Origin of the sequence: Streptomyces griseorubiginosus, assembly GCF_017614965.1 — a bacterium.
Taxonomy (GTDB): Bacteria; Actinomycetota; Actinomycetes; order Streptomycetales; family Streptomycetaceae; genus Streptomyces; species Streptomyces griseorubiginosus_B.
Genome location: NZ_WVUG01000224.1, coordinates 1 through 14,666, shown reverse-complemented (window position 1 = coordinate 14,666; position 14,666 = coordinate 1). Strand labels below are relative to the sequence as shown.

The window sequence follows — 14,666 nt, the reverse complement described above, 5'->3', positions numbered from 1 at the left end:
GGGGTACGGCGGCTCGGTCGCCGCTTGCTCCGGGCGCCTGGTCGGCGCTTGCTCCGGTTGTCCGGTCGGCCCTTGCTCCGGTTGCCCGGTCGGCCCCGGATGCCTGGTCGGCCCCGGCGACCTCGTGCGGCGGGATCGCGTCCATGGGCGGGGGCGGACCGAACTGCCCCGTGGGCGGTGCGACCGTGCCGGGGGCGCGGTCCTGAGCTGGCTCCGGCAGCGCTCGCAGGGTGAACGTCGGCACCGAGTCACCCGGAACGTCCCCGCCGATGGGCAGTGGCTCAGGGGCGCTCGGAGCGTTTCCGCCGAGAGACACCGGCTCCGGGTCACTCGGAACCTCCCCGCCGAGGGGCCGCGGCTCTGACACCGCCCGCAGGGGGAAGGTCGGCGCGGCGTCCCGTACGGGCTCGGAGGCCGGCCGTAGCAGGTGGGTGGGCTTGTCTCGGTAGGGCGTGGACTGGGGCTGCGGATCGGACGGTTCCGCGGGGTGCTCCTTCGCCATCGCATCCCCCGACAGACCTACGCCCGCCGTCGTCGGGGCCGACTCCCGTACCGCAGAAGCCGACGGGACCGCTTCCTCCCGTTGCCGGGCCTCACTCCTCGCCCGCTCCCCCTGCTCGACCGGCTCCGGCGGCTCCACCGCCGGAGGCATGCGTACAGGCTCCCCCGTGAACGTGCTCGAACCGTCGGCCGCCACCTGGAGGTGTACGACGCAGCCGATCCGCTCGTCGTGAATCGTGGCCCGGACGGGGTGGCCCGTGGCGAGGGCGATGCGGTGGAGGTGGTCGAGGACGGCCTGCTGGATCTCCTCACCCGCCGCCGGGACGACCGGAACGCCTCCGATCGAGGCACCCCCCGCTCCCGGACCGCCCGCGGGGACATGGACGTCGATCGGTGCCGCCACGAGGGCCGCGGGGAGCGCGGCCCCCTTCTGTTCCCGCTTCTTCTCGCGGCTGAGTCGAGACATCGGTTCCCTCACTCGGATGCGTCGGAAGTGGAGCGGACGGCGCGTTCGGGTTCCATGGTGCTCCCTCCCGCCGTCGGGTCCGGCCACCCCGGCGTCAAGATCCGGTCGTTCACGTACTGTCGAGTCTCTCCGGTCGCTGCCGGTTCTCACGTCACCGTCGCGTCACAGACTCGTCCCAGCGATCGGCGCCGTTCGCGGGCCGCCCGGCACCGCGCGGATCCATGGGCTTGGCGAGGAAGGAGAGCGGGCATGCGCACGGACATGCAGCAGGGACCGGAGATCTGGCTCCGCGGACCGGTCGCCCCGTCGGAGCCCGGACCCCAGGAGCCCGTCCACGCCGTCGCCACCGCCCGGCGCTACTCCTGGGTCGGCACCCACGGCGGCGCCGGCGTCTCCACCCTCGCCGCCGTGTACGGCGGCCATGACTGCGGCCGGGAGTGGCCCGGACCGGACGACCCGCGCTCCGTCCTGCTCGTCGCCCGCACCCATGCCTCCGGCCTGGCCGCCGCCCTGCGCGCCCTGGAGGTGTTCCGGCGCGGGCAGGCGCCCCAGGGGCTCGACCTGGACGCCCTCGTCCTGGTGGCGGACGCGCCGGGCCGGCTGCCCCGCCCGCTCGACCGGCAGATCCGGCTGCTGGAGCAGGTCATCGACGTCTACCGCGTCCCCTGGGTACCCGACTGGCGTCTCGGCGACCTCGGCGGCCGCCCGCCCCGCGAGACGGAGGCGCTGGCCCGGCTGACGGGGGCGGCGGCCGGACGGCGCGGCTGAGTTCCGCCTGTTGGGGGCGCCCCAGGGTGCTGTCGTCGCGGACCTCCTCGCCGACCGTCCAGGGGGCGTTGCCCCGCCACCCCATGGACAACTACTTGCGTACGCATATAATGCAGGTGCGAGTAATCGTCGTACGCCGCTTTCCTCTGGGGGACCTCATGACCCGTCGCTTCCTGTTCGTGCTCGGCAGCAGCCGCACCGACGGCAACACCGAACTCCTCGCCCGCCGGGCCGCCGAGCAGTTGCCCGCCGATGTCGAGCAGCAGTGGATCAGCCTGGCCGAGCAGCCGCTGCCCGACTTCGTGGACCTGCGACGCGACAGCGACCACGTCCACCCGCCCACCGGCAGTGTTCCGGCCCTCCTTCTCGACGCGACGCTGGCGGCCACCGACATCGTGATCGCCTCCCCGCTGTACTGGTACTCGGTCTCCGGCCTGACCAAGCGCTACCTGGACTACTGGTCCGGCTGGCTGCGCACCCCGGGTCTCGACTTCAAGGCGGCCATGGCCGGCCGCACCCTCTGGGGTGTCGCCGCGCTCGCCGACAGCGAGCCGTCCGTCGCCGACCCGCTGATCGGCACGCTGAACAACTCGGCCGCGTACCTCGGGATGCGGTTCGGCGGAGTGCTCCTCGGCAACGGCAGCCGGCGCGGTGACGTGCTGCACGACACGGCGGCCCTCGCCCGCGCCAAGAGCTTCTTCGCGCAGGAACCGCCACTCGCCCGCTTCCCCCACGAGACCCGGGCCGCCGCCTGAGCTAGGCCGTGATGTCCCTCGCCGTGAACCGCGCCCAGGCCGCCGAGCCGAACACCGCCGCGTACAGGGCCTGGAGTCCCAGGTTCTTCGTCAGGTCGTCCCAGTAGACCGGGTCGCGCATCAGGTCGGCGAAGGACAGCCAGTAGTGGGAGAAGAAGTACGGCTGCAGGGCGTGCAGTTGGGGTATCTGGTCGAGGATCTGAACGCTGATCAGCAGTCCGACGGTCGTCGCCATCGCGGCGATGCCGCTGTTGGTCAGCGTCGAGATGAACAGGCCGAGCGCGGCTATGCCGATGAGCGAGGCCGCGACGACCAGGGCGATCAGCAGGGCCCGCCCCAGACCGTCGGCGAAGCTGATCCGGGTGCCGGAGATGGTCGTCAGATCGCCGAGCGGGAACAGGACGGCTCCGACGGCGAGCGCCGATGCCGCGACCACGAGGGTGGCGACCAGGCAGAAGGCCAGCACCGTCGCGTACTTGGTGAGCAGCAGCCGGGTGCGGCCGGCCGGGGCGACCAGCAGGTAGCGCAGGGTGCCGGCGTTGGCCTCCCCCGCTATCGCGTCTCCCGCGACGACCCCGATCGCCATCGGGAGGAAGAACGGCAGCGTCGCCGCTAGGGCCGTGAAGACCAGGAACAGGCCGTTGTTGGTGATCTGGGCGATGAACGCCGGGCCGCCCCCTCCGCCACCGCGACCGGGACCGGCCGAGGAGCCGTCGCTCGTCTCGATCTTGACGGCGATGCCCACGAGGACCGGGACGGCCGCGAGAACAGCGAGCAGGGCGAGGGTGCGCCAGCGACGGAAGGTGGTGACCAACTCGCTGCGCAGCAACCCGAAGGTCCACAGAGGGCTCGGCGTGCGCACCTCGCCCAGCTCCCGTGGGACCGCCGTCTCAGCCCGCGACATCGAAGCCCTCCCCCGTCAGCGCCACGAACGCGTCCTCCAGCGAGGCCCGCTCCACTCCGAAGCCGCGCACGCGCACACCCGCCGTCACCAGCGCGGCGTTCACCTCGGCCAGGTCCCGGTCGGGGGGCTCCGCGGTCACCCGGTCCTCGGCGACGACGACGTCGGCGGCGCCCTGCTCCTTCAGCACGCGGGCCGCCTCCCCGGCGTCCGGCGTCGTGACGACCAGTCGGCCGCGCGCGCCCGCCGCCAGGTCGGACACCGCTCCCTGGGTGATGAGGCGGCCCTGTGCCATCACCGCCGCGTGGGTGCAGACCTGCTCTATCTCGTCCAGGAGGTGGGAGGAGAGGAAGACGGTGGTGCCGTCCGAGGCCAACTCCCGGACCAGGGAGCGGATTTCCCGCATGCCCTGGGGATCGAGGCCGTTGGTCGGCTCGTCCAGCACCAGGAGTCTGCGCGGCTGCAGCAGCGCGGCGGCTAGACCGAGCCGCTGCTTCATGCCGAGCGAGTAGGCCCTGGCCTTCTTGCCGGCCGCCGCCATGAGACCCACCCGCTCCAGCGCCGCCGCGACGCGGGCACGCCGGGTGCGCGGGTCGGCGGTCGGGTCGGCGGCGTCGTAACGGATCAGGTTGTCGCGGCCGGAGAGGAAGCCGTACAGGGCGGGGCCCTCGATGAGCGCGCCGACGTGCGGCAGGACGGCGCGCGAACTCCTCGGCATGGGGCGGCCGAGCACCCGGGCGGTGCCCGAGGTGGGCTCGATCAGGCCCATCAGCATGCGGATGGTGGTGGTCTTGCCCGAGCCGTTCGGACCGAGGAAGCCGAAGACGCTGCCCGCGGGGACGGTCAGGTCGAGGCCGTCGACGGCGAGTTGCCCGCCTCGGTAGCGCTTGGTGAGCGCGTGGGTGGCGATGACACTGTCACCCGGCTCGGCGCGGTCCGGCTCCGGGGCGGACGCCTCGTCCATCGGCTCCCTCGATTCGTGCTCGTACCGCGTGGCGCGGCGACTACTCACCGTGATGACGAACGGCCGCCGCGCAAGGTTCCCGGCCAAGCGCTCCGCCGGAAGTACCGGGCGCGTCCGGAAGTACCGGGCGCGTCGTCGGTCTTCCGCGGCGCCGTCGTGGCCGGTCGCGCAGTTCCCCGCGCTCCTTCGGGGGCGCGCTACCGAACCGCGGCGGACTTCACAGGTTCGCTCAGCCCGCGTTCGCCGCCTTCACCAACGCGTCCTTGCTGACCGCGCCGACGTAGACCTTGCCGTCGTCGGTGATCAGGGCGTTGATCAGGCGGGTCTTGAAGACCGTGCCCGAACCGAACTTGCCCGTGACCTTGTCGCCGAGTGAGTCGAGGAAGCCGCCGAACTGGCCGCCGGCCTCGGCGCCGGAGGGCACGCCCTGGCCGCCGGTGTCGAAGGTGGCGATGGAGTCCCAGCCCTTGCCGATGACGTTCATCCCGTCGGGACCCTTGTCCGAGTCCTTCCCGGACGGACCGGTCCAGTCGTCACCCTTCGGAGCGCCCTTGGGAGCGACCTTGGCATGCCCGTCCGCGTGCTCGCCCTGGTCGCCCTCGGTGACCTTCGCGCCCTTGGGGGCCTTGAAGTCGAAGGTCGAGGCGGCCGGCTTGGCGAAGCTGATCTGCGTGAAGCCGGCGTCGATGACGGCGGCGCCGCCGCTCGCCGGGGTCAGGGTGAACTTCAGCGGCAGACCGGTCTTCGCGTCCACGGCCACGGTGATCTGACCGACCGTCGAACCGGAGTCCTTCGGCTTGACGACCAGCCGGTAGGCGTCCCGGCCCGCGACCTGGGCGGTGCCCTGGACGGTCACGGAGGTGGTGTCGTCGACGGCCTTCAGGGCGTCCTTGGTGAGCTGGTCGGGCGTGGCGGGCGGCTGCTCCTGCTTCTTCTCGGAGGAGCCGTCGTCGGGGGCGGTGGAGTGGTAGACCTCGTTCGACTGGCTGTCGTAGCCCCAGACGTCCTTGCCGTTGTGGATGATGCTGTACTCCGCCGCTTTTTCCAGGAGGGACAGCTTCTGCCGGTCCGGGCCGTCGGCCGCCACGCGCAGGGTGTGGGTGCCGGTGGCGAGTTCGGTGAGCTTGGACGTGGGGTCGGCGGAGGACCCGTCACCGGATCCGCGACCGGCACCGGACGTCAGGCTGCTCTCCAGGCCGCCCAGGTTCGGCAGGCCCAGATCCGTGGTGACCTTCACCGTGCCGGACAGCTGCTGCACGTCCGACTTGGCGATCTTGTCGAGGAGTTGCTGCGCGCTGATCTTCGGCAGACTGGGGTCGCCGGAGTCGGCGAGCGCCGGGACGAGCCCGATGGTCGCCGCCGCCACCCCCACCACCGCGACCGGGACGACGTACCGCGCGGCCTTGCGCCTGCCCGCGCGCAGGTCGTCGGCCTCGCCGGCGATCGTGCTGTCGTCGGATTCGTACGGTGCCATGTGTGCGCTACCTCCGTCGTCGGCGGCGGCTTCCAACTCGCCTGTCAGCACTCGTCTTCCACCCAAGCCGCCATTCTCACCCGAATCGGTGAGGAGTGGTGTTTTCCGTGGTTTCCAGTTGACCAAATCGACGGAGGACAAGCGTCAAACCTCGGAGGCAACTCCGTGTACTCCTGGGGTATGACACAAGAGGGCGACGCCTCCCCCCGACCCGTAGGGGTACGGGTGGGACGGGGAGGGCGCCGCCCGGGGTTTGAGCCCCAACTACCGTGTCAGCGCTGCAGGAACACGTAGTCGGCGTGGTACGGGACCCCGACGATGTCGCCCGGCGTGCAGCTGCCGGAGGGAGCGACTCCGCCGACCGTGTTGAGCCGCAGGATCTCCGCGGTGCCGGCGAGCAGGCCCCGGTGCTTGCCGGACTGCGTGGCCTTCAGGTCGAGCTCGGGAATGTTGCCGTTGCCGTTCGGGGTCTTGGTCAGGACGGCCCCGGTCACCGAGCTGCCGTCGGGTGCGACCCACTGCGGCGTACCGGAGTTGGGCGCGACGAAGGAGTGCCTGATGCCGCCGCCGAGCAGAGCGCTGACGTCCCGCTGGGCGAAGGCGTACCCGCCGCCGTCGGCCGGCTTGCACTCGTAGATCTGCTTGCCCTTGACCACCGACGCCTGGAAGTTGTGCAGGGCGTCGCGGAAGTCGAAGGCGGCGACGGTGACCTTGTGGAGCTGGCCGCGGACGGCTCCGCCCGGGAACCGGGACGTGTGCAGGTTGGCGTAGAAGGAGCCGGGGTCGGAGGTCAGCGCCTGGAGCAGCGCCGGGTCGTCGACCTTGACGGTGCCGGTGAGGTGGTGGCCCTTGGCCTTCTTGGCGATGAGCTCGCTGAAGTCGATCTTGACGCCGCCGTTGGTGCCCTTGGCGCCCTGGTGGATGTGGAGCATGGTCGGCCTGCCGGTGCCGCGCCAGGTCACGGCGACGGACACCTTGTCGCCCTGGACCTTGATGAACTCCAGCGCGGCGCCGTCCTTGTCCCCCACGGCCGGGCCGCCCTGCACCGGCACCTCGTTGGCGCCGCGCAGGCTGGTGGCGAGCAGGGTCGCGGTGGAACCCGCGTGGTCGGCGCGGGTGGCCGAGGTGGCCGAGGCGGGAATCGTGGCGGCGGCGACACCGCCGGCGGCGGCCACCGCGAGGGCGGTGACGATGAGGCTCTTACGGCGCTTCGAGAACGTCGTGTTCTTGCCCATGATGCAGTTTTCTCCCCGTAGACCGGCCGACACCCCCTGCGTCGGCCTGCTGGGTATGAGTACGGAAGCGATCTCAGGCTGGACTCAGTCCAAGCTTGTGATGCGTGTCACACCAGATGGGTGTCGCGTCACCGGGACGGGCTGGCTCAGCCCGTCCGTTGTAGCCCGTACGGCATCCGGGTAACGAGGCCCTTCCGGGCCGACGGCGGTGCAGGGGACGAGTCCCCTGCCGCGTCCAAAGGGGCATTCTCCCTGGTGAGGGGGCGGGGGCGGATCAGCCCGCGCGGTGCACCACCGCGTCGCACATCTCCATCAGCGCCAGCTTCGCGTCGCACTCCCTCAGCGGCGCCAGCGCCGAGCGCGCCTCCTCCGCGTACCGCACGGTGTCGCGCCGCGCCTGCTCCAGGGCGGGATGCGCCCGCAGCCCGGCGAGCGCCTCCGCGTGCCGCTCGTCGTCGGTGAGGTCGGAGTCGAGCAGCTCGCACAGGGCGACGTCCTCGGCCAGCCCGAGCCGCGCGGCGCGCTCGCGCAGCCGCAGCACCGGCAGGGTCGGGATGCCCTCGCGCAGGTCCGTCCCCGGCGTCTTCCCCGACTCGTGCGAGTCGGACGCGATGTCCAGGACGTCGTCGGCGAGCTGGAAGGCGACCCCGAGCCGCTCCCCGTACTGGGTGAGCACGTCCACGACCGTCTCGTCGGCGCCCGACATCATCGCGCCGAACCGGCAGGACACGGCCACCAGCGACCCCGTCTTGCCGCCGAGCACGTCCAGGTAGTGCTCGACCGGGTCGCGTCCGTCCTGCGGTCCCGCGGTCTCCAGGATCTGTCCGGTGACCAGTCGCTCGAACGCCTCGGCCTGCACCCGGACGGCCTCCGGACCGAGGTCGGCCAGGATGTGCGAGGCACGCGCGAAGAGGAAGTCGCCGGTCAGCACCGCCACCGAGTTGCCCCAGCGGGTGTTCGCGCTGTCGACCCCGCGGCGCACCGCCGCCTCGTCCATGACATCGTCGTGGTACAGCGTGGCGAGGTGCGTCAGCTCCACGACCACGGCGGACGGTACGACTCCGGGCGCGTACGGGTCGCCGAACTGGGCGGCGAGCATCACGAGCAGCGGCCTGAAGCGCTTTCCACCCGCCCGCACCAGGTGCTGGGCGGCCTCCGTGATGAAGGGGACCTCACTCTTGGTGGCTTCGAGCAGTCCCTCCTCGACGGCCGCCAATCCGGCCTGGACATCGGCTTCCAGAGCCTGGTCCCGCACGCTCAGCCCGAACGGCCCGACGACGGTCACGAGGGGTCTCCTGTCTGCTGGTGTCTACTGGCGGTTACGCGGTTTGTCGATACGTCGCTGCCATCACTCAAGTCAGCGTATCCGGTCACCTTTCGATCACCCATGCCGCCCACCCGTCCAGGCCGGGCGGTATCGGATCACGACCGGTATGTTTTTGATCAACTGATATGAACCGATTTTTACCGACTCGCGCACCCGACGTGAAGTGGAGCGGCGGCGCGTGTCCCGAACAGAAGCCGACACCGAGCCCGGCAGTCAACCTTTCCCCGGTGACGACCACGCATTCCTCGGCGACGACCACGCATCCCTCGACGGTCGGGCCATCCCGATACCCCTGCCCGCCGACACGCTCACCAATGGCGGAACGGGCGATCGCCACGGTCTGCCCCATGGGCGGCTGTTTGACTATGAGTTGAGGTCATTGCCCGTTTTGCCTTTCTTGTCTATACCAGTGACTTGGCTCACGCATGAGCATGATCCGCATTCCGGTGCATTTCTCCCGATCCACCTTTTCCCGCGCCCGAGTTGAGGCTTGGCAGCCGCAAAGGATCAAGCACCCCATATGCCTCAGACCAAGGTCAACAGGGGTGATGTGTGAATCCGGGACTTGTTCCGGACATGTGCTCTCGCATACGTTCCCGGCCTGTCGGGCGGACGCCTAATCCTGCCGCCGCCCGTTCCACCAACCGAGAACGCACGGCAGGAGCGGGGGAACCAGGTAGTTCGCCGATTCGGACGTCCCAGGACATCCGGCCCGGCTCGGGGTGAAGTCGTGTCGCCGTACGGCGGTGCGGCCGGGCATCTCCCGCCCGAACCCGACAGCTCACCTCGCAGGCGACGGAGAGGAACCTCGTCATGTCCGCTGCCGCTCAGCACCGCCGTACCAGAAGCTCCCGCATCGTCCGCAAGCTCGCCGTCATCGGCACGGGTGCCGCCGTCCTCGCCCTGCCGATCATGGGCGCGACCAGCGCCTCCGCCGCCACCCCCACCGTGGTCACCGCCACCTCGCTGGGCTACGCCAACAACCTCGACGGCTGGATCCGGGCCTCCCTCCAGGTCATGGCGCAGCACGGGATCCCCGGCACCTACAACGGCATCTACCGCAACGTGATCCGCGAGTCCTCGGGCAACCCGTACGCGATCAACAACTGGGACTCCAACGCGCTCGCCGGTACCCCGTCCAAGGGTCTGCTGCAGGTCATCGACCCGACCTTCGCCGCCTACCACGTGTCCGGCACCTCGTGGGACCCCTACGACCCGGTCGCCAACATCACCGCCGCGTGCAACTACGCGGCCGCGCGCTACGGTTCGATCGACAACGTGTACGGCGCCTACTGAGCCCGCCCACTGAGCCGACAGGTCAGAACAGTCTCTCGAGGACGACGGCGATGCCGTCGTCCTCGTTCGACAGGGTGATCTCGTCGGCCACCGCCTTGAGTTCGGGATGGGCGTTGGCCATAGCGACGCCGTGGGCGGCCCAGTCGAACATCGGGATGTCGTTGGGCATGTCGCCGAAGGCGATGGTCTGCCGCGGGCCGAGCCCCAGGTGTTGGGCGGCCAGCGCCAGGCCGGTGGCCTTGGTGATGCCGCACGGCTGGAGTTCGACGGTCCCGGGTCCCGACATGGTGACGGTGGCCAGCGAGCCGACCACCGAGCGCGCCGTCGCCGCCAACTCGTCGTCGGACAGGTCGGGATGGCGCAGCAGCACTTTGCTGATGGGCTCGCACCACAGGTCGTCGCGCCGGCCGACCCGTACGGCGGGCAGGGTGGGGTGCGGCATGAGGTACCCGGGCTCGATGAGCGTGAGGCCGTCGACGCCGTCCTGGTCGACGGCCGCGTACACCTGGCCCACCTCGGCCTCGATCTTGCCCAGGGCCGTCTCGGCCAGCTCCCGGTCCAGCGTGACGGACCACAGCAGACGGTCCGCGCGGTGGTCGTACACCTGCGCGCCCTGTCCGCACACCGCGAGCCCCCGACCGCCCAGGTCGTCGAGGAGCGGCCGCACTCTGGGAGCCGGCCGGCCGGTCACCACGAGGTGCCGGACACCGGCGCCGGCCACGCGCGCGAGGGCGGCGCGAGACCGGTCGGAGAGGGTGTCGTCACCTCGGAGCAGTGTGCCGTCCAGGTCGGTGGCGATGAGTGCATATGCGGTGGGTGCGGCCATGATCAGAGAATACGGACCGCACGCCCCACCGACTCATCGCGAACCGGTCGACCGGCCCGTTCTCCCCCGCCCCTCCGTCAACTCCCGTATCGCCGGCAGGTGTGGCTCAACTCCCTTGCCACCGGCGGGTGTCGGGGAGCCGGCGAGGAGCGCCTCGCGCCGGGCGGACGCGCTACTCGCCGGTCGGCGGTGGGTGGTCGGCGGTCGGCGGTGGGTGGTCGGCGGTGGACGGTTCAGCCGTGTGCCGCCGCCAGGTGCCTCGCCAGCCTCGGGGAGGCGAACTCCGTGCCACAGACGAACCGCATCACCGGTCCGTACGAGGCCGCGGCCGGCAGGCCGGTGAAGTACAGGCCGGGGACCGAGGACACGTATCCGGCGCCCAGCCGGGGCGTGCCACGGCTGACGGCGACACGGGTGCGCAGCTCGGGCCCGAGGAAGTCCATCGCCGCGATGTCCACGCGGTAGCCGGTCGCCGCGATGACGTGGTCCGCCGCCAGCTTCTCGGTCTGACCGCCGAAGGTGCGCACCCTGAGCGTCGGGCTGCCACCGTCCGCGTCGGTCCCTACGATCCTGTCGACCTCGATGACCTGCACCTTGCCCTCGAAGCGGTCGCGCAGCCACCAGGCGCCGAGCGGGCCGAGGACCCGGCGGACGAGGTAGTGGCGCGCCCCGGCCGGGAGACGGCGGTAGGAGTGCGGGTAGTAGCTCAGTGCCCACAGCGACCAGGCACGGCCGAAGGGCGACTCGGGGCGAAGCCTGGGCTGGTCCCAGGGCGGCGCCCCGAAGGCGACCTTGCCGCGGCCGCGGGAGACCACCCTCACCTGCGCGCCCGCCTCCGCCGCCAGCACCGCCGTCTCCAGCGCGGACTGGCCGGCACCGACCACGATCAGGTCCTTGCCGGCGTAGCGCGTGAGGTCGTGGTGCTGTGAGCTGTGGGAGACCGGGCCCGTGGGGGCGGGGCCGTCCGGCACCGCGTTCAGTTCCGCGGGCAGGTGGGCGAGGCCGTGCAGGCCGGTCGCCACGACGACCGCGCGGGCGGTGAACAACTCGCCGGAGTCCAACTTCAGTTCGAAGCCGCCGCCGCTCCTGCGGTCGACGGAGACCACCCGCACCTGCTCCAGCTCGGGCACCAGCTTCTGCTGGAACCACTCGCCGTAGGCGATGAAGGTCTCGACCGGGATGATGTCCTCGTCCGTCACCAGCCGCTTGATGCCGGCGGCGTCGCAGTAGTCGGCGAGGGTGTGCCCCTGCTGCGGCGCGTCGAGGCTGGAGGCCACGGGCGTCGACTTCAGGAGCATTTTGGCGGGCATGTGGTCGCGCCAGCTGACCATGGGCTCGCCGAAGACGCGGACCGGGATGCCCCGTGCGCGTAGATGGGCGGCGGTGGACAGACCGAACGGCCCGGCGCCGATGATCGCAACCGGTTGAATCACGAAGTCCCTCCCCAGGACGCTGAATTCGCCACTTCGTGTGGTTCGGCTCGGACGGCTGACCGGTCGGCTAGCCCCCCGAACTGGTGGTGCCGCCGCGGCGGTTGGTCCGCCACAGCTGATACAGGTGCTTCGCGCCCGGCCGCACGAAGCGCGCGAGCATCGTGAGGAACGGCAGCGGGTCGTCACCCGCGAGCCAGGCCAGCTCCGTCCCACTCGCACGAGCCGGCGCGTGCGGCGTCGTGTAGCCGCTGCGGCGGTAGGCCAGCAGGGCGGGCAGGTCGATGTTCTCCACGATGTACCGGTGACCGGCTCGCTGTTCCCCCTCCGGGACGGTGCGGCCGGTCAGGTCCAGATGCATGGCGCGGACGACGTCCACCCCCGACTCGTTCTCGAAGAGCCGGAACTGGGCGCCCACGCGCGGGTTGAAGTCGAGCAGCTTGTACCGGCCGTCGCGCCGGTCGAAGCGCAGGTCGAGATCGATGATGCCGGTGAAACCGATCTGCTTGATGAAACGCGCGGCGATGTCGGCGAGTTCCGGGTTGTCGACGACGTACGCGTTCGCCGTCATTCCGGCGTGCGGCGGCCAGGAGCGCACCTTCACGCCGGTGAACATGGCGAGCGGGGTGGAGTCCTGGTCGAAGTAGGCGTGCACGATCCAGTCCTCGGCGTCCTCCCTGGGCAGGTACTCCTGGAGGATCACCCCGGGCCGCTCGCCCCAGTCACGGGCGAGCCGCAGCAGGCCCTCGCGGGTGCCGATGCGTGTCGTGCCGTTCACCGCGGGCCGCCTGCGCCGCAGGAACGCCTCGCGGTTCTTGGCCACCACGGGGAAGCGGGCCTTCTCGGCGAAGGCCACGATGTCGTCGTACGACCGCGGGAACGCGGCCGTCGGGCTGGGGATGCCGTGCTCCACGCACAGTTCGTGCAGGCCCTGCTTGCTCGCCAGGCGGCGCGGCAGCGCGGGCTCCACGCGCGGGAAGAGGAAACGGCCCGCGAGGTCGCCTTGGTGCTCGGCGATCAGGACGGCGGCCTCCTCGTCGGTGGGCACGAGGACGGTGGGGCGGCCGATGCGCCGCCCGACGCGCAGCAGACCCTCCACCAGGTGGCCGGGGTCCTCCGTGCCGGTGGTCGGCCAGACGAAGGCCCGCTTGAGATAACGGGAGGACGCGGCGGGTGTGTAGGCGTCCTCGGTGATCGCGTACATGGGGATGCCCAGCCGGCCCAGGCTGCGGATCGCGCCCACGCCGCCGTGGTGCAACGGATAGTCGCCGAACTTGACGATCAGGCCCGGCACGTCACGGTCCGCCTGGAACGGCACTCTGCTCGTGCTCCTGGCCACGGGTCCCCCCACGTGTCCCCCCTACGGACCGGACCCACCCCGTCCGTGTCCCCCAAAGGACGCTAAGCCGGAATTGAGTGCTCCGACAAGGCCAATTCGGACATTGCAAACTCTTTAGACACTGCCCAAGAAGGCGGACCCGGCCGTAACGTGTGGCACGGCCAGCAGAAACACACGAGAGTGAGGCAGCACCCCATGCCCCCCTTCGATGTTCCCGAAGGCGATCCCTTCGGTCCGCACAACCTTCCGTACGGCGTGTTCTCGCCCGCCGGTTCGGCGCGGCGAGGCGTCGGCGTACGGCTCGGCGACCACGTCCTGGACGCGGGCGCGGCGGCCCGGGCGCTCGGCTCGCCGTACGCCTCGCTCCTGGCGCAGCCCTCGCTGAACCCACTGCTCGCCGCGGGTCGCACCGCCTGGTCGGACGTGCGGCGCGCGCTGACCGCGTGGGTGACCGTGCCGGCGCATCAGGAGGCGATCGCGGGCTTCCTGCACCCTCTGTCCTCGGTGACCCTGCACCTCCCCTTCGAGGTCGCGGACTACGTCGACTTCTACGCCTCCGAGAACCACGCGCGGAACGTCGGGCAGATCTTCCGCCCCGACGCGGCGGACTCGCTGACGCCGAACTGGAAGCACCTACCGATCGGTTATCACGGACGGGCGGGCACGGTGGTGGTCTCCGGCACCGATGTCGTACGGCCCTCGGGCCAGCGGAAGGCTCCGGGGGACGCGGAGCCGGTCTTCGGGCCGTCGGTCCGCCTCGACATCGAGGCCGAGGTGGGTTTCGTGGTGGGCGTGCCGTCCGCCATGGGAACGCCCGTGAGGCTCGCGGAGTTCCCTGAGCACGTGTTCGGGCTGTGCCTGCTCAACGACTGGTCGGCGCGGGACGTCCAGGCCTGGGAGTACGTCCCGCTCGGCCCGTTCCTCGGCAAGTCCTTCGCCACCTCGGTGTCCGCCTGGATCACTCCGCTGGACGCGCTGGAGCACGCGCGTGTGGCGCCGCCACGGCGCACGCACGCGTTGCTGCCGTATCTGGACGACTCCGGCCCCGAAGCCGAGCCCGGCGGCTACGACCTGCGGATCTCCGTCGCGATCAACGGCCATGTCGTCTCCGAGCCGCCCTTCTCCACCATGTACTGGACGGCGGCGCAGCAGCTGGCCCACATGACCGTGAACGGGGCCTCCCTGCGGACGGGGGACCTCTACGGGTCGGGCACGGTGAGCGGGCCGGAGCCGGCGCAGCGCGGGTCCCTCCTTGAGCTGACCTGGAACGGGCGGGATCCGCTGGAACTTCCGGAGGGCAAGCGGACGTTCCTGGAGGACGGGGACGTGGTGACGCTCTCGGCGTGGGCGCCGGGGCCGGACGGGGTGCGGCTGGGTCTGGGGG

At 71.1% G+C, this 14,666-nt stretch carries 13 protein-coding genes, 1 pseudogene and 1 riboswitch; of the genes and pseudogenes, 4 read left to right on the top strand and 10 right to left on the bottom strand.

The genetic code is table 11. From position 1 onward, the window contains the following. Positions 1-967: pseudogene (locus tag GRC12_RS31515) on the bottom strand (tetratricopeptide repeat protein); the annotation flags it as partial. Positions 968-1,216: 249 nt separating this feature from the next. Between GRC12_RS31515 and GRC12_RS31510 the strand changes: the two are divergent. Next, positions 1,217-1,735, top strand: coding sequence for a DUF6668 family protein (locus GRC12_RS31510; protein WP_208782952.1), 519 nt, complete (start codon positions 1,217-1,219; stop codon positions 1,733-1,735). A gap of 158 nt (positions 1,736-1,893) precedes the next feature. Further along, complete coding sequence (locus tag GRC12_RS31505; protein ID WP_208782951.1) at positions 1,894-2,490, top strand: flavodoxin family protein; 597 nt, start codon at positions 1,894-1,896, stop codon at positions 2,488-2,490. 1 nt (position 2,491) lies between these two features. Here GRC12_RS31505 and GRC12_RS31500 read toward each other — a convergent pair whose 3' ends face one another. The 6 genes from GRC12_RS31500 to GRC12_RS31475 all read right to left on the bottom strand — a co-directional run bounded on the left by GRC12_RS31500 (position 2,492) and on the right by GRC12_RS31475 (position 8,740). Next, a complete protein-coding gene (locus GRC12_RS31500; protein ID WP_208782950.1) occupies positions 2,492-3,394 on the bottom strand; it encodes an ABC transporter permease in 903 nt (300 codons plus the stop codon). Continuing rightward, positions 3,381-4,355 carry an ABC transporter ATP-binding protein gene (locus tag GRC12_RS31495; protein ID WP_208782949.1) on the bottom strand — a complete coding sequence of 325 codons (975 nt, stop codon included), beginning with the start codon at positions 4,353-4,355 and terminating at the stop codon, positions 3,381-3,383. The genes GRC12_RS31500 and GRC12_RS31495 overlap by 14 nt, the downstream gene beginning before the upstream one ends. A gap of 229 nt (positions 4,356-4,584) precedes the next feature. Continuing rightward, positions 4,585-5,829 (bottom strand): LolA family protein, encoded by a 1,245-nt coding sequence (locus GRC12_RS31490; RefSeq protein WP_208782948.1) that lies wholly within the window; start codon positions 5,827-5,829, stop codon positions 4,585-4,587. A 272-nt stretch (positions 5,830-6,101) separates the two neighbouring features. Then, positions 6,102-7,064, bottom strand: a complete 963-nt coding sequence (locus tag GRC12_RS31485; protein WP_208782947.1) for a CHRD domain-containing protein — start codon at positions 7,062-7,064, stop codon at positions 6,102-6,104. A gap of 274 nt (positions 7,065-7,338) precedes the next feature. Next, on the bottom strand, positions 7,339-8,349 hold the full coding sequence (locus GRC12_RS31480; protein WP_208782946.1) for a polyprenyl synthetase family protein: 1,011 nt from the start codon (positions 8,347-8,349) through the stop codon (positions 7,339-7,341). A gap of 85 nt (positions 8,350-8,434) precedes the next feature. Then, positions 8,435-8,740, bottom strand: a complete 306-nt coding sequence (locus tag GRC12_RS31475; protein WP_208782945.1) for a hypothetical protein — start codon at positions 8,738-8,740, stop codon at positions 8,435-8,437. A gap of 270 nt (positions 8,741-9,010) precedes the next feature. Next, a riboswitch (cyclic di-AMP (ydaO/yuaA leader) is annotated at positions 9,011-9,201 on the top strand. A 3-nt stretch (positions 9,202-9,204) separates the two neighbouring features. Between GRC12_RS31475 and GRC12_RS31470 the strand changes: the two genes are divergently transcribed. Continuing rightward, on the top strand, positions 9,205-9,687 hold the full coding sequence (locus tag GRC12_RS31470) for a transglycosylase SLT domain-containing protein (protein ID WP_208782944.1): 483 nt from the start codon (positions 9,205-9,207) through the stop codon (positions 9,685-9,687). 22 nt (positions 9,688-9,709) lie between these two features. On the opposite strand, the gene GRC12_RS31465 is transcribed toward GRC12_RS31470, so the two are convergent. From GRC12_RS31465 to GRC12_RS31455, 3 genes are all read right to left on the bottom strand, one after another. After that, positions 9,710-10,513, bottom strand: a complete 804-nt coding sequence (locus tag GRC12_RS31465; RefSeq protein WP_208782943.1) for an HAD family hydrolase — start codon at positions 10,511-10,513, stop codon at positions 9,710-9,712. A gap of 233 nt (positions 10,514-10,746) precedes the next feature. Next, a complete protein-coding gene (locus tag GRC12_RS31460; protein ID WP_208782942.1) occupies positions 10,747-11,946 on the bottom strand; it encodes an FAD-dependent oxidoreductase in 1,200 nt (399 codons plus the stop codon). A gap of 67 nt (positions 11,947-12,013) precedes the next feature. Next, positions 12,014-13,261, bottom strand: a complete 1,248-nt coding sequence (locus GRC12_RS31455) for a carboxylate--amine ligase (RefSeq protein ID WP_208782941.1) — start codon at positions 13,259-13,261, stop codon at positions 12,014-12,016. A gap of 216 nt (positions 13,262-13,477) precedes the next feature. On the opposite strand from GRC12_RS31455, the gene fahA reads away from it, so the two are divergent. Next, positions 13,478-14,666, top strand: a 1,189-nt coding sequence (gene fahA, locus GRC12_RS31450) for a fumarylacetoacetase (protein WP_208782940.1), incomplete at its 3' end; no start/stop codon positions are given.